The organism is Myxococcus sp. XM-1-1-1 (assembly GCF_020037095.1).
GTDB lineage: Bacteria > Myxococcota > Myxococcia > Myxococcales > Myxococcaceae > Myxococcus > Myxococcus fulvus.
Genome location: NZ_JAIQDH010000016.1, coordinates 42,535 through 64,176 on the forward strand (window position 1 = coordinate 42,535; position 21,642 = coordinate 64,176).

Sequence of the window (21,642 nt, forward strand, 5' to 3'; positions counted from 1 at the left end):
TGGGGGGACATGCGTCTCGTGTCCTGCCTCCCGCTGCTGTTGCTGTGGTCCTCGGCCGCCCTGGCCGAGCCTGACTCGTTCGGTCTGGGCGACGCGCTTAACGGCGCGCTCAGCGTCACCACCGCCAACACCGTCATCAACACCGCGATGCCCCTGGCGCTCGGCTCGGCGCGCGGGGACAGGTCGCTCGCGGTGACGTCCTCCGCGGCGCCTCCCGTGGGCGGCCTGGTGATGGTGCACCAGACGATGGGCTTCCCGGCGAGCACCCCCTCGGGCAGCACCGGCCAGACGAGTCCCGGTGGCGTGGGTCGCTGGGAGTTCGCGCGCGTGTCCCGGGTGACGATTGGCAGTCCCACCGTGCTCGAGCTCTCCGCGCCACTCGTGAATCCCTACACCGCGCCTGGCGCGCAGGTCGTCACGGTGCCCGAGTACTCCCGCGTCACCGTGTCCTCCTCGGGCTCGCTCGTCGCGCGGCCCTGGGATGGGAGCTCCGGGGGCATCGTGGCCTTCCTCTCCACGGGCGCGGTGAGCCTCGAGGGCAACATCTCCGCCGACGGCGCGGGCTTCCGTGGAGGCGCCGCCATCAACAACATCTCGAGGTCCGGCTGCGCGGGAAACGACCTCGCTCCGTCCCAGGGCGGCACCTTCAAGGGCGAGGGCGTGGTGGTGCAGCGCTACGGCACGGCCTCCGGACGCGGCAACCTGGTGAACGCGGGCGGCGGCGGTATCTGCCACAACTCCGGTGGCGGCGGTGGCGGACACCGGGGCTTCGGTGGAACGGGCGGACGCTCCTCCTCCACGCTCGACAACTCGCGTGACGTGGGTGGCCTGGGCGGCACGTTGATGGAGTACTCCATCGTCGACGCCTTCCTCTTCGGCGGCGGTGGCGGCGCGGGCGAGGGTGACAACACCGTGGCGACCGGAGGTGGCGCGGGCGGCGGCGCGGTGTTCTTCCGGAGCGCCTCCCTCTCTGGAAGCGGGAGCATCACCGCCAACGGTCAGGCCGCGCTCTCGGTGACGGGGGAGGACGGTGCGGGTGGCGGCGGTGCGGGTGGCTCGGTCATCGTGAGGACCTCGGGCACGCTGGCGTGCAAGGTCGCGGCGCTCGGCGGGCGCGGGGGCGATGTGCGCGGCACGACCTCCCAGTTCGGACCGGGCGGTGGCGGCGCGGGCGGCTCCTTGCTGCTCCATGGCTCGTCGGTCTCGTGTGACATGGGGAGCTCGGGAGGCGCCGCGGGGGTGACGTCCACGGTGGGGGCGCATGGCCCCACGCACGGGGCGGGCGTCGGTGGCGGAGGTGACGCGAAGCTGTACTCGTATGCGTACGCCACGCCGACCAGGCCGGTCATCACCGCGCCCACCCAGAATCAGACCAACGTCTCCGAGCGTCCCCGCATCACGGGCCTCGCGGACCCGGGCATGCGCATCGTTATCTACGTGGATGGCGTGGAGGTGGCCCAGGTGACCTCGGGCGCCAGTGGTGACTTCTCCGCCGCGGTGGGCGATGGGCATCCGCCCCTGTCCTCGGGAGGCCACTCCGTCACGGCCATCGCCGACTCGCTGGGCGCGTACAGCAAGCCCGCGGACCTGGTGGCCTTCAATGTCTCGGGGTTGGATGCGGGCGCCATTCCCCAGCCCATCATCGTCGTGCCCGAGGAGGGCGAAGTGGTGGGGCCCACCCCTTACATCGCGGGCGTGGCGCTCAATGCGAGCACGGTGGGCCTGTATGTGGATGACCGCGAGGAGGTCATCGTCTCCGCGGACGCGTTCGGTCGCTTCCGCTACCAGATCCCCGACGACGCGCCGCTCGGGCCCGGCCCCCACCGTGTCAACGCGCATGGGCATGCCGCGAACAACCAGGACTATGGACCGGACTCGCCCAACACCGTCTTCGAGGTGGTGGAGGATGTCGACGGTGGAACGACGCCGCCTGATTCGGGAACGCCGGACGCGGGTTCTCCGGACGCTGGTACGCCGGGTACAGGGGACGGAGGCTCCGTGTTCTCGGGTGACACGCCCGTGCTCGTGGTGCCCGCGGAAGGCGAGGTCGTCGACCCGACGCCCTTGTTCGCGGGTGTGGCTCGGCCCGGTGCCTCCGTGTCGCTCGACGTGGACGGGACTCGCGTGGCCACCGTCACCGCTGACTCGACGGGCGCGTTCCGTCACTCGGTGCCCAGCGACAGCGCATTGGCTTCGGGTGAGCATGCCGTGTCCGCGTACATGCTCAACGGCGAGTCCGGGACGCCGGGGCCCCGGTCCGCCGACACGGCGTTCCAGGTGCGCGGGCCCATGGCGCTGGACGTGGGCTGCGGCGGCTGCGGCGCATCGCCCGTGGGCGCGGGGGCGTGGGTGCTGCTCGTGGGCGGGTTGGCGCTCCTGCGTCGTCGGCGCAGCTAGCACTCGAAGGGGGGCGTAGGGCGGAGGCCTCACGGACCTCCGCCGCCGCTGGAGACTTCCGTCCCTCAGTCGTCGCCGAGCAGCGAGCCCAGGCCGACGTTGCCGAGCACGCTGCCCTCGTCCCGCGCACCCCCCGGGCGCGCGGCGGAGAGGATGCGGCCCGCGAGCCGGCTGAAGGGCAGCGACTGGAGCCACACCTTGCCCGGGCCCCGCAGCGTGGCGAAGAACAGGCCCTCGCCGCCGAAGAAGGCCGTCTTGATGCCGCTCACCATCTGGATGTCGTAGTCCACCGTCGGCTGGAACGCGACGATACAGCCGGTGTCCACGCGCAGCACCTCGCCCGGGCCCAGCGTGCGCTCGCGCAGCGTGCCACCCGCGTGGATGAACGCGAGGCCGTCACCCTGCAGCCGCTGCATGATGAAGCCCTCGCCGCCGAACAGGCCCGTGCCCAGCTTCTTCTGGAACGCGATGCCCAGCGACACGCCCTTCGCCGCCGCGAGGAAGCTGTCCTTCTGCGCAATCAGCTCGCCGCCGAGTTCACCCAAGTTCACCGGGATGATCTTCCCGGGGTAGGGCGCCGCGAAGGCCACCTTGCGCTTGCCGCCGCCCCGGTTGAGGAAGACGGTGGTGAACAGCGACTCGCCCGTCAGCAGCCGCTTGCCCGCGCCGAGCAGCGAGCCCAGGAAGCCGCTCTTCTTCTCCGAGCCGTCACCGAAGATGGTCTCCATCTCGATGCCGTCCTCCATGTACATGAGGGTGCCGGCCTCGGCCACCGCCGCTTCCTGCGGGTCCAGCTCCACCTCGACGAACTGCAGGTCATCGCCGTAGATGTGGAAGTCGACCTCGTGCATCTGCGCCATGGGATTGCTCCGCCGAAAAGGGTCGGCGCACCATAGCCGCCCCCTCGCGAGGCTCAACCGATGTCTACTGCGCGAGCACGATGGAGAGCGCGGTGACCAGCCCGGCGTCGTCCTCGGCCAGCGCGGGAGGAATGGACAGCGTCACGGCGTTGTCCAACCTGCCGCCGCAGGTGCGCCAGCCGGTGTAGAGGTCCTTGCTCTTGCTCTTGGTGACGAGCTCATAGCTGCATCGGCCGACGTTCCCGGCGATCTGGTCGGGGCTCACCCGGAAGTTGGAGAGCTGGCCGCCGAACGTCCCCACGGCCTCGAGCATGTCCCCGTCCTCCGTCACCTTCAGGTCCACCGGCCCCTGGCCATAGATGCCCTTCACGGTGTCGCCCTCCACCTGGAGGTTCACCGGTCGGCCGAAGGCCCGGCCGCGCACGACGTCATCGCCGAAGTAGAGCTGGAGCTGAGGCCCCGAGAGGTTGTCCTCCGTGACGCGGAGGCTCACGGCGCGCTCCCGCGTCCGCAGGTCGAGGTACTGGTCCGGGGAGTTCGCCGCCAGCACGGGAGCGCTGGCGAGCAGGCCGAGGGCGAGGAAGCGCGAGGGTTTCATGTCCTTGAACCTACGCAGCCCGTGGCGTGGGTGTGCTCAGTCCGCTGGCAGGGCGGGCGTGCTGCCTCCGGCGGGAAGCTCCACGGAATCTTCTCCCTCCGGACGCAGCACCAGCCTGCGCAGCGTCCATGTCTCCGAGGTGTAGACCACCTGGGCCTCCAGCACGCCGCGCCCCTTGGGGCCCTGCACGGTGAGGTCGAAGTCCACCTGTCCTCCCCGGCGGTCGGTGGCGTCATGGGAGCGCAGCGTGATGAAGCTGCTCGTCAGGGGCGCGCCCAGCCGCTCGGTGGCGAGCGGGCTGGCCTCCGCGGTGCGCAGCGCGAGCCGGTGCACGTCGTCCCGGCGCAGCGCCTGTTCGATGTCCTGGAAGAGCGAGCGCGACACCCAGGCCACCCCCGCGGCGAAGCAGCCGAGCCCCCCGAGGACGAGCGCGGCCGCCACCATCCAGCTCTGCCAGGGGCTGTCCACGCGGCGCGAAGGCATTCGGGTCTCCGGGAGCCCCACACTAACGGGCGGGCGCGCGGGTTGCCGGGCAGGCGACACGGGCGGCCATTATGCTCCGCCTTCGCAGCGGAGGTGCTGGACGTGGCGGAGCAGTCTCGAGCGGTGGAGCAGGAGTCACGACAGCGCCGCGCGGGCCCTGGGCGGGTGCTGCGCTGGCTGATGTCCCTGGGCGGCATCCTCGCGCTGATGGGCGGGCTGCACGCGTACCTGGCGGTGCGCCTGTTCGTGAGCCCGGCGTGGCCCCCGCCCTGGGGCGCGCTGGGCGTGGTGCTGATGGTGCTGCTCTTCGTGTCGATTCCGGCCGGCCTGTTCGCGGGGCGGGGTGAGCCCTCTGCGGCCCAGCGCGTGTTGCAGTGGACGTCGTTCCTGTGGCTGGGGAGCTTCGGCATCCTGCTCAGCGCCGTGGTGGTGGCGGACCTCGTGGGCGCGGTGCTGGGGTGGACGGGCGTGGTGCCGGACGCGCTGGTGCTCGCGCGAGGCAAGGCGCTCGTGGTGGGCGCGGTGACGGTGCCCGCGGTGCTCTACGCGTTCGTGACGGCGCGGGGGCGCGCGACGGTGGAGCGGGTGACGGTGCCGATGACGGGGCTCGGGCCGGGGCTCGATGGCCTGCGGGTGGTTCAGATTTCAGATGTCCACGTGGGGCCCACGCTGGATGGCAAATGGCTGCGGCGTGTGGTGGAGCAGGTGAACGCGCTGAAGCCGGACATCATCGCGGTGACGGGGGACCTGGTCGATGGACATGTGGAGGCGCTGCGCGAGGAGGTGAGCCCCCTGGCGGAGCTGCGCGCGTCGCTCGGCGTGTTCTACGTGACGGGCAATCACGAGTACTACCACGGAGGTCCCGCCTGGGAGGCGGAGGTGGCGCGGCTGGGGCTCACCGTGCTGCGCAACTCGCACCGCGTGGTGGATCGCGACGGCGCTCGGTTGGTCGTCGCGGGCGTGACGGACCACGACGCGGGACACATCATCCCGGCTCATGCGAGCCGTCCCTCCGTGGCGCTCGCGAATGCTCCCGAGGGCGTGCCGGTGGTGCTGCTGGCGCATCAGCCCCGCTCGGCGCTGCACGTGGCGCGCGACGGCGTGCGCGTGGACCTGCAGCTGTCCGGACACACGCATGGCGGGCAGGTGTTCCCGTTCATGTTCTTCATCAAGCTGCAGCAGCCCGTGGTGCGGGGGCTCGCGACCATCGCCGGCGTGCGCGTGTACACGCATCGGGGCACGGGGTACTGGGGCCCGCCCTTGCGCCTGGGGCCGTCGCCCGAAATCGCCGAGCTGACGCTGGTGCCGGCCACGGCGTGAACGGGGCCGGGCGTGTCATGCTCGGCGACGTGCCATCGTCGAGCCGTGGGGAGGTGTTCACATGACGTCTTCGGGATTCGAGGCGCTCCTCGGGGCCGTGCGCGGACCGGCCTCGGTGAATGTCCTGGTCCTCACCGGCGCGGGCATCAGCCTGGCCAGTGGCATTCCGACGTTCCGGGGCACGGACCCGGGCGCGGTCTGGTCCAACGAGGTGATGGAGAAGGGGACGCACGCGTTCTTCCAGCGCGCGCCGCACGAGTCCTGGAAGATGTACCTCCAGCGCTTCGAGCTGGCGCGGGCCGCGAAGCCGAACGCGGCGCACCGGGCGCTCGTGGCGTGGGAGGCGTGGCAGGAGGCGCAGGGGCGCGGCTTCGCCGTCGTCACCCAGAACGTGGACTCGCTGCACGAGGACGCCGGGAGCCGGCAGCTCGTGAAGGTGCACGGGAGCCTGCGATTGGCGCGCTGCTCCGCCCAGGGGTGCGAGCTGGGCGCTCCTCGCGGCACGGTGCCGATGGCGTCGGTGGACTTCTCGGCGTTCCACGCGAACCCGAGCCCGGAGACGGTGCCGCGCTGCCCTCGCTGCAACAGCCGCCTGCGGCCGCACGTGCTCTGGTTCGATGAGAACTACACGGAGCACGACACCTACGAAATCGAGCGGACGCTCATCCTGGCGCGACAGAGCCGCGTGATTGTCTTCGTCGGGACGTCCTTCTCCGTGGGCGTGACGGAGCTCGTCTACCGGCGGGGCCGGAAGCTGGACGCGAGGATGTTCAGCATCGACCCCTCGAACGTGTCGCTGGACCGGGGTATCGAGCCCGTGACGGCCCGCGCCGAGGAGGCCCTGCCCGAGCTGGTTCGCGCGCTCCAGTCCTGAGTCATCCCAGCACCTCCGGGCACCCTTGCGGCCCGGAGGTGCTGCTGTATGTCGAACCGAGGCACGCGGACGCACCTGTCAGGTCGATGAGAAACCCCTCGTCGGGTGGCGTCCGCCGTCGGGCGGCTTGAGTTCACACGACATGACGAGGGAGCGTAACCGTGACGACCTTCGCAGTGGACGCTGTCGAGGAAGCAAGGACTCCGCTGGACACCGTTCCGCTCGGGACGCTGGTGGGAAAGACGCACTGGATGGCGCCTGGCGCGGACACCCCGGTGGTGGACCCCCAGGGCATCCACCCGCTGCTCGCCGCGGTGCATCAGGCCTTCGCCGAGCACCGGCCCCTGGTGCTCTCCCCGGACGTGGTGTGGCTCACGCTGGCGCAGGGCGTGGCCCAGCACATCCGGTTGAATGCCGAGCGGCTCCGGGAGCGACTCGTCCGTCACGAGGGGCGCCGGAATCTCAAGGTCCAGGTGGGCGCGGTGCCTCGGACGGACGAGGACTTCCTCGCCATCCTGGAGGACTTCCGGGGACAGCTCCGCGAGGCGATGGGACCGGGCCTCCCCCGCCTGATGTCGTGTGACTTCTCCACCAGCACCGACATCGAGCGCATGGCTGGCGACGTCGTCCTGATGGATGCGATGTCGCCTTACTTCGACTTCACGTTGGCCATCCGGTGCGGCATCCCTCGGGTCACCTTGCTGGGCACGCCCGAGGACTGGCGGGCCATCCGTCGCCGCATCGACGTCATCGCCGAGCTGGACCTGGCCTGGTGGACGTCCTCGCTCATCCCCATCGCGGACGAGCTGGTGCGCGCCTCGGAGGGGCAGCCGGACCGTCAGCTCTGGACGGAGCTCTACAAGCCCGCGGCCGCGTATGGCTGGGACCGCATGGCGGGCTGGGTGATGCGGCTGTTCCCCTACATCGGCCAGTCCGGGAGCTTCGACCAGCGAAACCCGCTGCTCGCGCAGTCCCACGCGGAGTTCCTGAAGTCGCGGGACGCGGCCTTGGACGACTTCGATGTGCCGGGCGTCGCGCTGCACTGGGTGCCCGCGGGCTTGTCGTGTGTGCCGTTGCGCGTCCAGGACGAGCCGATGACCTGGCGGGAGACGTGGTCCCTGGAGGCGGGCGTGCTCGCGGTGACGGTGGAGGCCGACGGGGCCCTCATGCCTCGCGCGGGCGTCATGGTCCGCTCGGGGGGCGCCTCGGTGGACCTGCTCATCGAGCGGCTCGTCGCGGAGCACTCCGTCGTCCGGGCCACCCAGCCGAGCACGTACCGGGGCCTCGCGGAGCTCAACGCGCTCTATGACCACCTGGCCAGCGCCACGCTCTTCCCGGGGACACGGCCCTGGCGCGTGCGGCCCACCGCCGAGCATGTCGAGGTCCACATCCCCCTCGAGGGCGACGACTTCACGCCGGTGCGCTGCGTGGCGGACCTTCCGGACGGGACGGTGCTCGCGCTGCGCTCCTGCAGTGGCCGGCGCCCCTCCTGCTTCGTCCGGCTGCGCGCGGATGCGCTCGAGCCGATGGTGCTGGCACCCGGCGTGACGGCCGCGGAGACGGTGATGTTGGACTGCGAGACGCTGCGCACCCCCCTGCGCTCCCGCCAGCGGGCCACCGACATCCCCGTCGTGGGGACCTCGCTGACAGCGCTGCTCCTCCAGGCGCTGGACCAGGGCGGCGCCACCGAGCTGCCCGCCTCGGGCTCGCTCGCTGATCAGCTGGAGGCCTGGGAGAACCCCGGGGCCCGACGGCGACCGTCGTCTCCCTGACACTGTGTTGCGAGGGGTTGGGTTGAAAGAGACCCACTGAACGGATGGCACATCCCACGGGCCTGTGACGGGGCTCGTGGGATGTGCCATGGCTGCCTGGAGCAAGAGCGGACTAATCGGATAATTGAAGTGAAATTTGATATTTCCGCTATTGCTGGCTACAGTCCGATGCGTGCCCCCCTCCACGATTGCCCAGCCCCGGCTGCTCGAGTCCGTTTCCGTGCCTCGCTTGAGGGAGGTGGGCGTCCTGGGCGTGTCCGGGGCGCGACGTTCCCTGAAGGGCTCGGGTGGGCCGACGGTGATGGTGGTCTCCGAGTCGCCGTTCTCGCGGCTGCTGATGGGGCGGGAGCTGGCGCCGTCCTTCGGGTTGATCCACGCGCAGGGCGTGGCGTCGGCGGGGCGCAGGCTGGAGATGGGGACGGTGCCGGCGGCGGTGGTGGTGGACCTGGACTCGGAGCCTCGTGCCGTTTCGCACGCGTTCCTGGCGCGGCTGGTGGAGAAGGACTTCCAGGGGCCGCGGGTGCTGGTGTCGTCGCGCTTCTGTCCGGAGCTGGCGGAGGCGTTCAGCGGCTCGTGCCTGACGCACTTCGCGCTCGCGCGGCCGTGGCGTCCGGGGATGCTGCGCTCGCTGGTGGAGTCGGTGCTGGGACAGCGCGCACCGCTTCGCGCCGCCGCGGGGCGCTGAGGGTTTCGTCGTGAGTCGGGTGTCTGGGGTTCCCGCCCGTCTGGCGGACGCGGGGTGGGGTCTGCTCACCGGTGCGTTGAGCGCCGTGCGCGGCCTGGTGCTGGGGCTGGTGGTGGTGCTCTCGGGCGTGGTGCGAGGGCTCGTCGCGCTCGTCCTGGGGCGTCGCCGCGAGGGGTGGTTCCAGTTGCGGCGGGGACTGGTGCGCGTGGCGCAGCTGCCGGTGGACGCGGTGCTGATGATGGCCGGGCGGCTGGTCAGCGCGGTGCAGGTGCTGCTGGGCCTGGAGCCGGTGGGGCGTCGACTCACAGGCTTCGAGGTGTCGCTGCTGCGGCCCGTGTTCGGCACGAGCCTCGACTACGCGGCGGTGCGGGTGAAGGAGGGACCGGTGGGCGTGCTGGGCATTCCCGGGCGGGCCTTCGTGCATGGGGACACCGTGTTCATCCCGCCCAGGAGCGGGCCCACGGACGCGGCGTTGCTGGCGCACGAGCTGACGCATGTGTGGCAACACCAGCACGGTGGCACGGCGTACTTGAGCGCCGCGCTCGCCGCGCAGTTCTGGGGAGACGGGTACGACTGGCGCAAGGGCGTGCAAGCGGGGCTGCGCTGGGAGGAACTCAATCCCGAGCAGCAGGCGCAGCTCGTCGAGGACGCCACCGTGTCGGGCCTGGTCCACCCGGGCCAGGCGGCGCTGTCCCAGCGGGTTCGATTGAAGGGATGGACCGAGGCCGCGCTGCCGGTGCTCGATGAGGCCCTCGCGAGCCTGCGGGCAGGGCGGGGCGCGCCGTAGAAGCGCTGGCTCGCGGACAGGGTGAGGGGGCGTCACGCGAACTCGCGGGACGTTGGCGCGGTGGCGGCGCCTCCGTCGCCAGGCCCGCGACGCGGTGAAGATGCTCGGAGCCAGCCCACGACGAGGCCCTTGTGGGCGGTCGTCGCTCAGGCCTGGGTGGCGCAGGCGATGCACCGCGCGGCCTCGCTCGCCACGCAGCCGTTGAGCCCGGCGCCCCAGGCGGCGTTGGCCTCGAGGAGGACCCAGCCTCGTCCCTCGACGAGGGCCGTGTCGAGGACACAGGTTCTCGGGAGCCTCTCCCACGCCGCCACGGTGGCGAGGAATGCCCGTGCGTCCTCGACGCTGCCTTCACCTTCGTACAGTGCGCACGTGAGCACGCGGCCGTCGAGCATCCACGCACGGGCCTCGGCTCGCACGACGACGACCTCGGATGACAGCACCGGCGTCTCGGGTGGCAACCCCCGACACTCTTCCATCAAGGGTCCTGGCCCGGGCCACACGGCCGCGCGGAACACCTTGGGGACCATCGGCTTGATGAAGCGAGGGAAGGGGCCCGTGACGACACGCTCCAGCGTGGAGCCGTGCACCTCGCGCTTCACCCAGACCGCCTCCGCCTGGAGCAACAGGTCATCGGGCGGAGAGACGAGGGTGAGTCCCAGCTTCTGGGCGACCACGAGGCAGAACGTGTCGTTGCCATACAGACGGGTCCGCGCGGGCTCGACGTCGGGCGGGCTCCAGAAGCGGTCGAGTCGCAGCACCGTGCCGCCCCCATCTTCCCAGGCGCGCGCCACGGCGTCGCGCTCCGGGTCGACCTTGGCTGGAATCAACAACTGGAGTCCCTGGAACATCATCGCTCGACGTTAACGCATCCCGCGCGGACCCAAAGGTGACGCGGAAGCCGGCTACAGCTTCGGAGGCGCGATGGGGTCGTGCTCGGAGAGCATCTTCGCCACGCGCGCCTCGTCCAGACGGGCGCCGAGCTGCTCCATCTCGTGCTGGTCGCGCACCGTCTTCGACAAGCTGAACGCGGAGCCCACGCTGAACAGCAGCCCCATGGCCATGAAGGACTTCACCCACGTGTCCACCGGCAGGTGCCAGATGCCGATGGCGGTGACTCCCACGGAGAGGGCGAAGGAAAGCCAGGTCTGGATGACCCAGGCGGAGCTGTGCGCGACGACGACCTTGGGCGTGGAACGGGACATGGTTTCTCCTCGGGAGCGAGCCTTGGCTCGCTGATGGGGAAAACATGCCGCGTCCCATCGCAAAGCGCATGGAACTAATCGATGCGTGATTGATAACCTGGAGTGTATGATTCAGCTCCAGCGCCTCGAGGGCTTCTACCGCGTGGCCCGCGCCGAAGGCTACGCCCGAGCCGTCCGCTCATTCCCGTACCCCATCACCCAGCCGGGCATCCATCAGCAGGTCAAGCGACTGGAGTCCGAGGTGGGCGTGGCCCTCTTCGAGCGCGTGGGCAAGGACCGCGTGGTGCTCACCCCCGAGGGCCGCGCGCTGTACTCGCACGTCGCGCCGTTCCTGGAGGGGCTCGACGCCGTGGTGCAGTCGCTGCGCAAGGGCGAGGTGGGCGGCACGCTGCGCATCCACGCCTCCGGCCACGTCCTGCGTCACCTGCTGCCCGCGTGGCTGCGGCGACTGCAGGCGCGTCGCCCGGACATCGAGGTCGTCCTGCACGAGTCCAAGGTGCCCGCCGTGGACATCCTCTCCGCGGGCGACACGGACCTGGTGGTGGACCACCTCCCGGAGGTGCCCGAGGACGTGGAGACCCGCGTCGTGGGCCACACCGCGCCCTTCCTGGTGCTGCCCTCGAATCATCCCCAGGCGAAGAGTCGGCGCGTGCGGCTGGACCTGCTCCGGGACGACGCCTTCATCGCGTACAGCACGGACAAGTACCTGCGCGAACTCCAGCTGGCGGAGCTGGCGCGCGCGGGCGTGCGGCCCCGGCGGCTGCACGCGGCGGACTCGTCGGAGACCATCCTCGGCTTCGTCTCGGCGGGGCTGGGCTATTCGCTGCTCGCCTCGCTGCTGCCGGGAGGTCCTCGCGAAGCGGGCGTGGTGGCGAGGCCGCTGCCGGGCGCACCGTCGGGCGCGATTCACGCCGCGTGGCGGCGGTCCTCCGCGCGCAGCCCGCTCATCCAGGCCGCGCTCACGCTCGCGCCGAAGCCTTGAGATGCCCCTGACATGCGACGGGGCCTCGCTTCCGCGCGTGGCGGAGGCGAAGCCCCGTGGGGACAGCGAAGGCTCGGCGTGGGCTCAGCCCTGGTACTGGTGCACCGACATGATGGGGTAGTTCATGCTGCTGATGGTGATGCGCTGCGAGCCGTCGGAGTTGACGTTGTTGGAGCCGATGAACATCGGCTTGCCGTTCTCCCAGCCGGCGAACATCACCACGTGCTGGCCGCTGCCCACCTTCATGGAGACCACGTCGCCGGGCTTGGCGTCCTGGAGCGACACGCGCTTGAAGCTCGGGTCCCGGTCCAGCTTGGCCTGCAGGCCCATCACGCTGTTGTCGTGCTGCGCGTCGGAAATCTGGCCCGCCTGCTCCAGACACGCGGAGACGAAGTTGGCGCAGTTGACGTTGTTGGGGACCCAGTCCTCCATGTCCGCCCCCACTCCGCTGCCCTCGAGCTTCAGCGAGCCCGCGTTCTTGTTCAGGTGCGAGCGCGCGATGTCGAACGGGCTGCCGCCGGGGCCCTTGGTGCCCTCGCCCGTCGTCATGTTGGCCGGGTAGTTCGTCGTGCCGCCCGTGAGGTTCGGACCCGAGCGCGACGGCGCCGAGTCGAAGCCGTCCTTGGCGCCGGGGATGTTGAGCGTGTCCCCCGTGTAGATGAGGTCCACGTCCTTGATCTGCGGATTCGCCTTCTGCAGGGCGTCCACGGTGGTGCCGTAGCGAAGGGCGAGCGTGGACAGGTTGTCGCCGGACTGGACGCGGTAGCTCATGTGCAAAGGCTCCGAAGGGGGCGGTGACGCGCGAGGAAGGTCGCGTACAACTTGCCCCTATTCTCGGAAGCCAAGAGCCCGAGTTGCGTGGGTGCGGGCCCAATTCCGCTGATCTGTCGATCACCCCGACACATGTCGCGCACTTGCGCGAGCGCGGCTCACCGAGGGTGTGACCTCGGCCCCCTGCGTCATGCACGCTGCGAGTCGTGCTGTCACACAGCCGCCATTGAGTCGGCCGTGGCACCAAGGTCCTTGAACAGGTGGGACGCTCCGCGCATGGTGGCCGGCGTGAGCACCTCCATTCCTCATCCCGACTTCGCGGCCGAGCAGTTCACCCGCTGCCCGGACGCCCGCTTCGAACCCGCGCCCGCGGACGGCGTGCTGCCGGAGGGTTTCTTCACCACCACGAACCTGCCCACCTACGTGCGAATCGATGGCGCGTGGCGCATGCCGCGGGAGCCGCGCATGGACGGCGCGCTGGTGCTGGATGCACAGGGCGAGTTGTGGATTCGCGAGGGGCGCCGCGTGAAGGCGGGCGAGCGCGTGGTGGTGGGGCACGCGGAGGACGGCTCCGAGGGCGTGTACGTGAACATGGCCTACCTGGGCGGAGGCGGGGAGGGCGAGTTCAAGTTCATGACGAGCGAGGTGTCTCGCGAGAAGCCCATCGACTACGCGCAGATGGCGCGGGTGCTGGTGGAGGAGCGCGAGCGCGGCGGTTATCCCATCTGGGTGACGGGGCCGGCGCTGGTGCACTCGCGAGCCCGGGCGGACATGACGTGGTTCATCGCCAACGGCTTCGTGGGCGCGCTGCTCGCGGGCAACGCGGTGGCGGTGCACGACATCGAGGCGTCCATCTTCGGCACCACCCTGGGCATGAGCGGCACGGGCGAGGCCACCAGCGGAGGCCACGGCCTGCACATGCGCGCCATCAACAAGGTGCGCGCGGCGGGCTCCATCGCCAAGGCGGTGGAGGCGGGCGTCATCACCAACGGCATCATGCACGCGTGCGTGGTGCACAAGGTGCCCTTCGTCCTCACCGGCTCCATCCGGGATGACGGCCCGCTGCCGGACGTGGTGACGGACAACGTGGGCGGTCAGGACGCCATGCGCCAGCACGCGAAGAAGGCCACCATGGCGGTGCTGGTGGCCACCGCGCTGCACGCCATCGCCACCGGCAACATGCTGCCCGCGTTCGTCACGGAGAAGGACGGCTCGCTGCGCGAGCTGGCCACCATCTGCGTGGACTCGTCCGAGTTCGTGGTCAGCAAGCTCAAGGACCGGGGCACCCACCAGGCCTTCGGCGTGGTGACCAACGCCCAGGACTTCATGCACATCCTGCGGCTGTACGTGGAGCGCGAGCTGTCCGCCCGGAAGGCCTGAGTCGCACGGGGACCCGGGCCCGAGCGCCGGGTCCCCCGCGCTGGGGCCTCACTGACAGGACGAGGCCTCGGCGCCGACGCAGCGGCCGCTCACGCAGCTGTTGTCGAAGTCGCACAAGCCCAGCGTGGGGCCGCAACGCTCTCCCTCGTGGACGATGGGCAGGCAGCGCGACGTGCTGCCTTCGAGGCAGGCGTAGCCCCTGGGGCAGAAGCGGCTCACGTTGTCGCACGCGTCGTCGGGACCCGTGGCCTTCACGCAGATGCCCCAGACCCCCGCCTCGGGACGGGCGTCCTTGCACCACATCCCCTCCTGGCACTCGGTGTCCAGACGGCACTCCTGCCGCTCGGCGCGGCGGGGACGGCACAGTCCAGGGTTGGACGGGTCCGCGTCGCAGAACAGCTCGCGCTGGCACACGGTGACTAGAAAACCGAGGCTCACGTCATAGGGGGGCGCGTTGCACAGGTGGCCCTCCTTCACGTGCGGCGCGCAGCGGTTGCCATTGCACACCAGCGAAGGGCCGCAGGGGTAGTAGCCCACGTCCTCGCAGACGTCCCCCTCCGCGCCCACGGGCCGACAGGTCCGGTAGCCATTCCAGTCGCACCAGAGCCCCTGCGCGCAGGGCAGCGAGAAGCTCGTGCCGTTGGGGTGCTGGCGCACGCACGAGACGTTCTCCTCCACGGGCTTCATGCAGGTCCGGGTCGAGCCCTCGAACACGAGCCCGGGCGCGCACTTCCAGGGATGGGTGACGGCCTGTCCCTCCGCTCCTCGCGGCGTGCACGTGCCCTCACAGGCGTTCTGGGAGGTGTGGCCGCAGTAGGCCTCCGAGCCGCAGTCCAGGTTCATCCCGCACCCGCTCGCGGGGCCCTGCTGGACGAACAGCTGACAGGCCGGCTCGTACTCGATGCCGTACTGCCACGCGGCGTCGGACAGGGCGGGCTCGGAACAGCTCCTGCCTCGGAGCGCGTCCAGACAGCGCTGGGCCGCGGCCCCATCGAAGCGCAGCCGACCGGACTCCAGCGAGTCCTCGTACCGCGTCCCCAGCCCCAGGGACTGGGGCCGGTTCCACTGGCGCATGTCGTCCTCGCACGCGCTCGCCCGGACGTATTCGCCGCACCGCTGGGCCCGCGCGCAGAGCGCCTGGACGACCTGGGTGCCGAAGTCCTCCATCGACACGTCCTCGTCGCCGCCACATGCCCACAGCCCCAGCAGCATCACCCCGAGTACCGCTCGCCAGTCGCGCATCGCTCGCCTGCCCATCCGTGATGGGGCCCGGCCCAGCAGGCCCCGCCTACGACATACGGACCGAATCCATACTTCAGGCTGAGCCGGCGCCGCACCCCTCGACGAGGTGCGGGTGGGCGACGGCTCGCGACTCAGTACGACTCCTCGGGGACCTCCATGAGGTCCAGCGTGCCGGACTCCACCATGCGCGCGGCGTGGGCGAGGCCCGGGAGTACCTCCGCGCAGTACCAGCGCGCGCTGGCGAGCTTGCCCACGTAGAAGGCGCGGTCGCCGGGGTTGGCCTTCATCCGCTCCAGCGCGACGCCCGCGTGACGCACCAGCAGCCAGCCGATGACCACCTCCGCCACGCCCGCCAGCACGCGGTTGCCCTGCAGGCCCACGTGGTAGACGGACTCGCCCAGCTTGCCCATCAGCGTGCCGAGCATCAGCTCCAAGTCACCGAGCGCCTTGCCCAGCGCGGCGCGCTCCGCCTGGAGCTCCTTGCCGCCCAGCTCACCCTCGGCCGTCTCGCGCACCTGGCCGAGCAGCGCCTGCAGCGTCGCGCCGCCGTCACGCGCCACCTTGCGCATGAGCAGGTCCAACGCCTGGATGTGCGTGGTGCCCTCGTAGAGCGTGTCGATCTTCTGGTCCCGGATGTACTGCTCCACCGGGTAGTCCGTCAGGTAGCCGGAGCCGCCGTGCACCTGGAGGCTCAGCGCGAGCAATTCGTACGCCTTCTCCGAGCAGTAGCCCTTCACCAGCGGCAGCAGCATGTCGTTGAGCGCGTCCATCTCACCGGCCTCGGTGGCGCGGTGGCCGCCCTTGAGCTCCACGCCGTCCTGCACGGAGGCGGTGTAGAGGCACAAAGCGCGCATGCCTTCCGCGAACGCCTTCTGGGTCATCAGCATGCGCCGCACGTCCGGGTGGCGGAAGATGGGCACGCGCGGCGCCGTCTTGTCGCGCGCCTGCAAGAGGTCCGCGCCCTGGAGCCGGTCCTTGGAGAACGCCAGCGCGCGCTGGTAGCCCGCCGACAGCGTGGCCATGGACTTCACGCCCACCGCCATGCGCGCCTGCTCGATGATGTAGAACATCTGGCGCATGCCGTCGTGGACCTCGCCCAGGAGCAGGCCGCGCGAGGGCTTGCCGTCGCCGAACGTCAGCTCGCACGTGACGGAGCCCTTCAGGCCCATCTTCTTCTCGAGCTTGGTGCACACGACACCGTTGTGCTCACCCAGGCTGCCGTCCTCGTTCACCCAGTACTTGGGGACGACGAACAGCGACAGGCCCTTGGTGCCAGGGGGACCGCCTTCCGGACGCGCCAGCACCATGTGGATGACGTTCTCGGACATGTCCGAGTCGCCGTTGGTGATGAAGCGCTTGACGCCTTCAATCTCCCAGACGTCGCCGCCCACCGGGCGCGCCTTGGTGCGCGCGGCGCCCACGTCGCTGCCGGCGTCGGGCTCGGTGAGCACCATGGTGCCGCTCCAGCGCTTGTCCAGCATGTGCGGCAGGAAGCGCTGCTTCTGCGCGTCCGTGCCCAGCCGGTCGATGATTCGCGCGAGCAGGTTGCCCAGCGTGTAGAAGGCGAGCGAGGCGTTGGCGCCCACCATCAGCTCGAACGCGGCCCAGCCCAAGGACGGCGGCGCGCCCAGGCCGCCCAGGTGCGGCGGCTGCTCCAACAGGTGCATGCCCGCGTCGAAGAACGCCGCCATGGACTTCTTCAGCCCGGGGGGCAGCGTCACCACGCCGTTCTCCAGCTTGGGCGGGTTGTGCTCCGCCTCGTCGAAGGACGGCGCCAGCTCGTTCGCGCACAGCACGGAGAACGTCTGGAGCATCTGCCGGGCGGACGTCTCGTCCAGGTCACCGAAGGGCGCGCGCCCCAGCGACGTTCGGCCGATGTCGAGGAACTCGAAGAGGTTGAACTCGATATCGCGCAGGTTGGGGACGTAGTGGTTGGCGGACGACGACATCTCAAGCTCCTCACGAGGACGAAAGGCCCACGAGGGTAGCCGAGATTGATTTTCGAGTCAGCCGAAGGCGCCCGCACCGCACCCATGGTGCATGACGCATGGAGCCGTGATGCACGAAGGGCCCCCGGGGAACCGGCCCCAGAGGCCCTTCGTCACGACAATTCCACGTGCGTGTGTGCTCAGCCCTTGAGCTGGAGCGACGGCACGGCGCCCTCGCCGAGGACCAGGTGGACCTGGCCCACCTTGGCGGCGAGGTCCTTGTAGGCCTCGAGCTCCTTGAGGCGCACGAGCAGCGGGTTCTCGGCGAGCACCTTGGCCGTCTGGGCGAGCGAGCGCGTGGCGGCGGTCTCCTCGCGGCGGGTGATGACGTTGGCCTCGGCCTCCTTCTGGGCCTGGATGACGCGGTTGAGCAGCTCCTTCATCTCACCGGGCAGCACGACGTCCTTGATGCCGAAGCGCAACAGCTCCAGGCCCACCGACTCGGCGCGCTCCTTCACCTGGGCGAAGAGGCCGTCGGCCAGGGCCTCGCGGGAGGCGAGCAGCTCGTCGAGCGTGCGGGTGGCGACGGCCTCGCGGGCGGCCAGCTGCATGGCGAGGTAGAGGATGTCATCCGGCGCGCGGGCGACGACGGCGAGCCGGCGCGCGTCCGCGACGCGGAAGGCGGTGGACAGGTTGAGGCGCAGCGTGACTCGGTCCTGCGTCATGACCTCCTGGCCGGTGACGTGGAGCAGCCGCTCGCGCAGGTCGATGACGGCCAGCTGCACCTTGTGGGCGACGGTCCACGCGGCGTGGCGGCCGGCGGGCAGCACGGCGTCGAGCGTGCCGTCCACGTAGCGCAGCGTCACCGAGCCCTCCGTGGCCGTGGCCTCCGTGTAGTCGCTGGCGGGGACGATGGCGCGCACGTCGTCGCGCAGGGGCGGGGTGGAGACGCCGGTGGTGTCCACGCGCTCCACGCGCACGGCGGGCGTGGGCGGCGTCAGGGCGCGCGCGGGGACGTGCTCCACGGTCCACACCTGGTGCTGGCCGCGGCCGAGCCACTTCAGGGGGCGGCCCCGGTGGTAGAGGATGGCGCGCTCGTCGGCGCCCAGGTCGACGACCTGCAGGTCCGAGGGCGGCACGAGCGCGAGCAGCTCCGCGTCCAGGTTGGCCAGGGGCAGGCCCGTGGCGACGCGGACGATGCGCACGTTGCGGAAGGGGTAGGTGAGCCGGTAGCGGCCCGGCACGAGGTAGCGCGTCGGCACCTCGTCGACGAGGACGAACGCCCGCTCGTGCTGCACGACATCCACACGCATGAAGAAGCTCATCGCGCACCTCCTTTCCCCCGGAGGGGGGAGTGGTGAGACCGGGGCGCGAGGTGGCGCGAGAGGCGCGCGTCCCGGGGACTGCGAGAAAAGTGAAGGCTCCAGCCTTCGCGGGTGGAGAGCGCCGACTGCGTGCCCGGGCCCCATCGACGCATCCCGCGCTCGCGGGCCGGACCGGGCGCGGACGACGACAGACATTCCGCTGACGGCGCGGAAGGGGACTGTCGTCCTGGCGGACGGCGTGGCTTCGCGGTGGGGGAAGGTTGGGTGGAGTGGGCCAGCGCTTCTACCGGCTCGGGATGGAGCCTTCTGGCGGAACCGATTTTTCAGATCGGGTCAGAACGAAGGATTCGAACCTTCTCCTCAAGATCCAATATCTTGTGCTCTACCGGGTGAGCTAGTTCTGAGCAGTCCCTGGAAGGGGTTGCTCGCTTTGGCTTTCGCGGCGGCCGGCCGGACGCCCCGATGTGAGGGAGTCACCGCGGACGATGGACCCGGGGGACACCCTGTCCGGGACACGAGCGCAGAGCACCCATGTCCGGATTCGGGAGCCCGGGGACAGCCCCGTGACACCTCTGGAATGCGTCGGGGGCGAGGGACGCGGGTGCCGCGCCGGGGCTGACAGCGGGAGATGCGAGGAGTTCGACTCAGTAGGCGACGAAACTAGCGAACTCGCCTGCGGCGAAGGTGCGCAGGGTGCCCAGGCCCACGGCCTGGCCGGTGCAGTCCGCGGTGCGGTATGCGAGGACTTGCTGGACGTTGCTCCAGCCCACGAGCGAGTCCGCATCGGCGGGGAAAGCCGTGCACGTGCCGTCTGGCTGCGCCACGTTCAGGACCGGCTGGGTGAAAGTCCTGGCGTAGAACGTGAGCCCGGTCTGCCCCTCATCGGACGAGGCCTGCGCCACGCCCGTGGTGAGGGCGGCTCCCATGAGCGCCACGGTGGTGAGGACGAGCTTCGAGCGCATAGCCGCATCTCCTGTAAAACGAGTAAATTCGCTGTGCATCCTGAACCCGCCGGATGGGAGGGTCAATCGGGGGGGCGAGCGGGGCCAGGGGATGTCTGGAGCCAATGTTCATGACGAAGCCCTTCGTGTTCTGGAGCCTGTGGGTGGTGTGCCTGGGGTGTGCGGGGAAGCCCGGAGGTAGAGCCGCGAGGCTCCTCGGCATGGAGCACCCGTGATGGGTTGGCCGAGGAGTACACCTATGTCGAGCTCACGTCCGACGCGGACCTGGAGACTCGTGCAGGCGCATTCCTCCCCACGGGTTGGGCGCGACAGGCGCTCGGCGATGATGTGGATCCACTCAAGGGCGCCATCGCCACCCGCCCCGTGCGACGCACGCCAGGAGCAGGTCCGCTGCGCAGACCTCCTCTCCTGACTCCACGACCCGCGCCACTCCAGGCTCAAGTCCAGGCGCGACGCACAGTGGATGCTGCTGTGGTGCTCCAAGCAAGGAAGCTCTACCAGCAACGCCTTCAGGAGGCTCAGACCACGTACCCGAACAGCGCGGGATACGAGAACCATCACCTCGTTCCGTTGTACCTGGGAGGGGCGAAGGATGGGCAGACGTACCGTTTGCCCACGGCGTATCACAAGGCCATCACCCGGGCTTTCCGTGAGGAGTGGCGTTATGGTCAGGGACAGCGACCGGATGCACGAGCACTGACGGACATCCTGGTGCGGGTCTATTCCCGGTACCCCATCCCTCAACTCATCGGAATCCCTCCCTGACGATGCGCGAGACGTTCGAGTTCAGGATTGCGGAGGAGCGGGCCCGGAAGTTCCTGGCGCCTGGGCTCGGCATGCTCGTGAACGAGGGGCTGCGCAAGGTGGTGTTGCCCGGGGATGATCCCCGCGTGCGGGAGATTGGCGCCATCGAGCGCAAGCTCCGCGCCGAGGGTGACCTCTTCTTCACCTACTGGAACGTCGAGCGCCGCTACTCGGCTCGGGAACTCGAGTCGGCGGAGTTGTTGAACCTCGTCATCCGAGGGGCCTTCGCGCCCACCGGAGCCATGTGCGGCACGGGCTATGATGCGTCGGAGGCCTGCCCGCATTGTGGCGTTGGAGCACGGCAGACGACGGACCTCATCCTCGACACGCGCCGGATTGCCAAAGACCGTGACTTCGCGAAGACGCTCGCGGGAGAGGTCGTGGTCTCTTCCAGGTTCGTCGACGCCTTCCAGGAGGCTGGACTGCGAGGCGCGGAGTTCCGCCCCGTGCTGCACCTGGGCGGCAAGCCTTCGCGCCAGCCGGAGTGGTATCAGCCCGTCACGACCTCGAAGCCGCTGAAGCTGGATGCGAAGACGGTCTCGGGCAACAACCCCTTCGACCTCGACGAGCGTGGTGAGCACCGGTGCCCGAAGGGGCATGTCGCGGGCCTCAACCTGCTCTCAGCGCTCCATGTCGACCGGGCCTCGCTCGATGGCTCGGACCTGTTCATCACGGACACACGCTGGGGCGACAGGCGCGGCGAGCTTCGCCCAGAGCCTCGCTGGCTCATCTCTGCTCGGCTCCGGGACCTGATGACCACCCTGAAGGCGAAGGGGCACGTGCTGGAGGTCGCTCACCTGGCCTGAGGTCGCGGCACGCTTGCTTCAGCTCATCTTCTCCAGCAGGGCCCGCAGCTCCGCCTGCTGGGAGGCGGTCAGCCGACCGAGCTTCGTGCCGAACGCCTCCGAGAGCAGCGTCGTCCCCTGCTGCATGACCTTGCGGCCGGCCGAGGTGAGCTGCAGCCGGTGACGCCGCAGGTCCGCGGTATCAATTTCACGGCGCAGGAGCCCAGCGGCCTCGAGCCGCTTCACGTACAGCGTCACCGAGGGCTTGGGGATGCACAGGGACGCCGCCAGCTCGGCCGGATAGGGGTGGTCGTCCACCTCCGCCAGCACGAACAGCTCCTTCGTCTCCAGGCCCAACGCGGCGATGTCCGAGGCGACACTGGCTATCACCGACATCAACAGCCGGTGGTTCAACGACCAGATTCTCGCCGGGTCGATTTTCGACATGGCCCCTTGCGCGGAAATTGGTTCAAAATTAATCCAGT

20 protein-coding genes and 1 tRNA gene are annotated in these 21,642 nt (G+C 70.0%); 9 read left to right on the plus strand and 12 right to left on the minus strand.

Going from position 1 to position 21,642, the window contains the following annotated elements; translation table 11 throughout:
• Nucleotides 1-9: 9 nt before the first annotated feature.
• Nucleotides 10-2,397 carry an adventurous gliding motility protein AgmC gene (gene agmC / locus K8640_RS27305; protein WP_223749741.1) on the plus strand — a complete coding sequence of 796 codons (2,388 nt, stop codon included), beginning with the start codon at nt 10-12 and terminating at the stop codon, nt 2,395-2,397.
• 65 nt (nt 2,398-2,462) lie between these two features.
• On the opposite strand, the gene K8640_RS27310 is transcribed toward agmC, so the two are convergent.
• From K8640_RS27310 to K8640_RS27320, 3 genes are all read right to left on the minus strand, one after another.
• A complete protein-coding gene (locus K8640_RS27310) occupies nt 2,463-3,257 on the minus strand; it encodes a TIGR00266 family protein (RefSeq protein ID WP_046710615.1) in 795 nt (264 codons plus the stop codon).
• Between the two features lie 64 nt (nt 3,258-3,321).
• Nucleotides 3,322-3,855, minus strand: coding sequence for a hypothetical protein (locus K8640_RS27315; RefSeq protein ID WP_223749742.1), 534 nt, complete (start codon nt 3,853-3,855; stop codon nt 3,322-3,324).
• A 36-nt stretch (nt 3,856-3,891) separates the two neighbouring features.
• Nucleotides 3,892-4,338 carry a cytochrome c oxidase assembly factor Coa1 family protein gene (locus K8640_RS27320; RefSeq protein ID WP_141324679.1) on the minus strand — a complete coding sequence of 149 codons (447 nt, stop codon included), beginning with the start codon at nt 4,336-4,338 and terminating at the stop codon, nt 3,892-3,894.
• Nucleotides 4,339-4,518: 180 nt separating this feature from the next.
• Between K8640_RS27320 and K8640_RS27325 the strand changes: the two genes are divergently transcribed.
• From K8640_RS27325 to K8640_RS27345, 5 genes are all read left to right on the plus strand, one after another.
• The gene (locus K8640_RS27325; RefSeq protein ID WP_255653508.1) at nt 4,519-5,658 is read left to right on the plus strand and encodes a metallophosphoesterase; all 1,140 of its coding nucleotides are present in this window, start codon (nt 4,519-4,521) and stop codon (nt 5,656-5,658) included.
• 61 nt (nt 5,659-5,719) lie between these two features.
• On the plus strand, nt 5,720-6,532 hold the full coding sequence (locus K8640_RS27330; RefSeq protein ID WP_223749744.1) for a Sir2 family NAD-dependent protein deacetylase: 813 nt from the start codon (nt 5,720-5,722) through the stop codon (nt 6,530-6,532).
• Between the two features lie 161 nt (nt 6,533-6,693).
• Nucleotides 6,694-8,304: a DUF4419 domain-containing protein gene (locus K8640_RS27335; protein ID WP_223749745.1), complete on the plus strand. Its 1,611-nt coding sequence runs from the start codon at nt 6,694-6,696 to the stop codon at nt 8,302-8,304.
• A gap of 220 nt (nt 8,305-8,524) precedes the next feature.
• Nucleotides 8,525-8,989 carry a hypothetical protein gene (locus tag K8640_RS27340; protein ID WP_223749746.1) on the plus strand — a complete coding sequence of 155 codons (465 nt, stop codon included), beginning with the start codon at nt 8,525-8,527 and terminating at the stop codon, nt 8,987-8,989.
• 10 nt (nt 8,990-8,999) lie between these two features.
• Complete coding sequence (locus tag K8640_RS27345; RefSeq protein WP_223749747.1) at nt 9,000-9,776, plus strand: DUF4157 domain-containing protein; 777 nt, start codon at nt 9,000-9,002, stop codon at nt 9,774-9,776.
• A gap of 146 nt (nt 9,777-9,922) precedes the next feature.
• Here K8640_RS27345 and K8640_RS27350 read toward each other — a convergent pair whose 3' ends face one another.
• Complete coding sequence (locus K8640_RS27350) at nt 9,923-10,627, minus strand: ATP-grasp domain-containing protein (RefSeq protein ID WP_223749748.1); 705 nt, start codon at nt 10,625-10,627, stop codon at nt 9,923-9,925.
• 51 nt (nt 10,628-10,678) lie between these two features.
• Nucleotides 10,679-10,978: a YiaA/YiaB family inner membrane protein gene (locus K8640_RS27355; RefSeq protein ID WP_074948559.1), complete on the minus strand. Its 300-nt coding sequence runs from the start codon at nt 10,976-10,978 to the stop codon at nt 10,679-10,681.
• Nucleotides 10,979-11,084: 106 nt separating this feature from the next.
• Here K8640_RS27355 and K8640_RS27360 point away from each other — a divergent pair, with 106 nt between their 5' ends.
• Nucleotides 11,085-11,960 (plus strand): LysR family transcriptional regulator, encoded by an 876-nt coding sequence (locus K8640_RS27360; protein ID WP_223749749.1) that lies wholly within the window; start codon nt 11,085-11,087, stop codon nt 11,958-11,960.
• A gap of 84 nt (nt 11,961-12,044) precedes the next feature.
• Here K8640_RS27360 and K8640_RS27365 read toward each other — a convergent pair whose 3' ends face one another.
• Nucleotides 12,045-12,731: a LysM peptidoglycan-binding domain-containing protein gene (locus tag K8640_RS27365; protein ID WP_223749750.1), complete on the minus strand. Its 687-nt coding sequence runs from the start codon at nt 12,729-12,731 to the stop codon at nt 12,045-12,047.
• A 288-nt stretch (nt 12,732-13,019) separates the two neighbouring features.
• Here K8640_RS27365 and K8640_RS27370 point away from each other — a divergent pair, with 288 nt between their 5' ends.
• The gene (locus tag K8640_RS27370) at nt 13,020-14,111 is read left to right on the plus strand and encodes a hypothetical protein (protein ID WP_223749751.1); all 1,092 of its coding nucleotides are present in this window, start codon (nt 13,020-13,022) and stop codon (nt 14,109-14,111) included.
• Nucleotides 14,112-14,159: 48 nt separating this feature from the next.
• On the opposite strand, the gene K8640_RS27375 is transcribed toward K8640_RS27370, so the two are convergent.
• The 5 genes from K8640_RS27375 to K8640_RS27395 all read right to left on the minus strand — a co-directional run bounded on the left by K8640_RS27375 (nt 14,160) and on the right by K8640_RS27395 (nt 19,568).
• On the minus strand, nt 14,160-15,353 hold the full coding sequence (locus K8640_RS27375) for a Dickkopf N-terminal cysteine-rich domain-containing protein (RefSeq protein ID WP_223749752.1): 1,194 nt from the start codon (nt 15,351-15,353) through the stop codon (nt 14,160-14,162).
• A gap of 131 nt (nt 15,354-15,484) precedes the next feature.
• Nucleotides 15,485-17,302, minus strand: coding sequence for an acyl-CoA dehydrogenase (locus K8640_RS27380; RefSeq protein WP_223749753.1), 1,818 nt, complete (start codon nt 17,300-17,302; stop codon nt 15,485-15,487).
• 179 nt (nt 17,303-17,481) lie between these two features.
• Nucleotides 17,482-18,606, minus strand: a complete 1,125-nt coding sequence (locus K8640_RS27385; RefSeq protein ID WP_223749754.1) for a slipin family protein — start codon at nt 18,604-18,606, stop codon at nt 17,482-17,484.
• A gap of 332 nt (nt 18,607-18,938) precedes the next feature.
• Nucleotides 18,939-19,010: transfer RNA gene (locus K8640_RS27390), tRNA-Gln, on the minus strand.
• A 240-nt stretch (nt 19,011-19,250) separates the two neighbouring features.
• Complete coding sequence (locus tag K8640_RS27395; protein ID WP_141324668.1) at nt 19,251-19,568, minus strand: hypothetical protein; 318 nt, start codon at nt 19,566-19,568, stop codon at nt 19,251-19,253.
• A gap of 767 nt (nt 19,569-20,335) precedes the next feature.
• Between K8640_RS27395 and K8640_RS27400 the strand changes: the two genes are divergently transcribed.
• A complete protein-coding gene (locus K8640_RS27400; RefSeq protein WP_223749755.1) occupies nt 20,336-21,178 on the plus strand; it encodes a hypothetical protein in 843 nt (280 codons plus the stop codon).
• Between the two features lie 18 nt (nt 21,179-21,196).
• Here the strand turns inward: K8640_RS27400 and K8640_RS27405 are convergent, their stop codons facing one another.
• Complete coding sequence (locus K8640_RS27405; protein ID WP_223749756.1) at nt 21,197-21,604, minus strand: MarR family winged helix-turn-helix transcriptional regulator; 408 nt, start codon at nt 21,602-21,604, stop codon at nt 21,197-21,199.
• Nucleotides 21,605-21,642 lie beyond the last annotated feature (38 nt).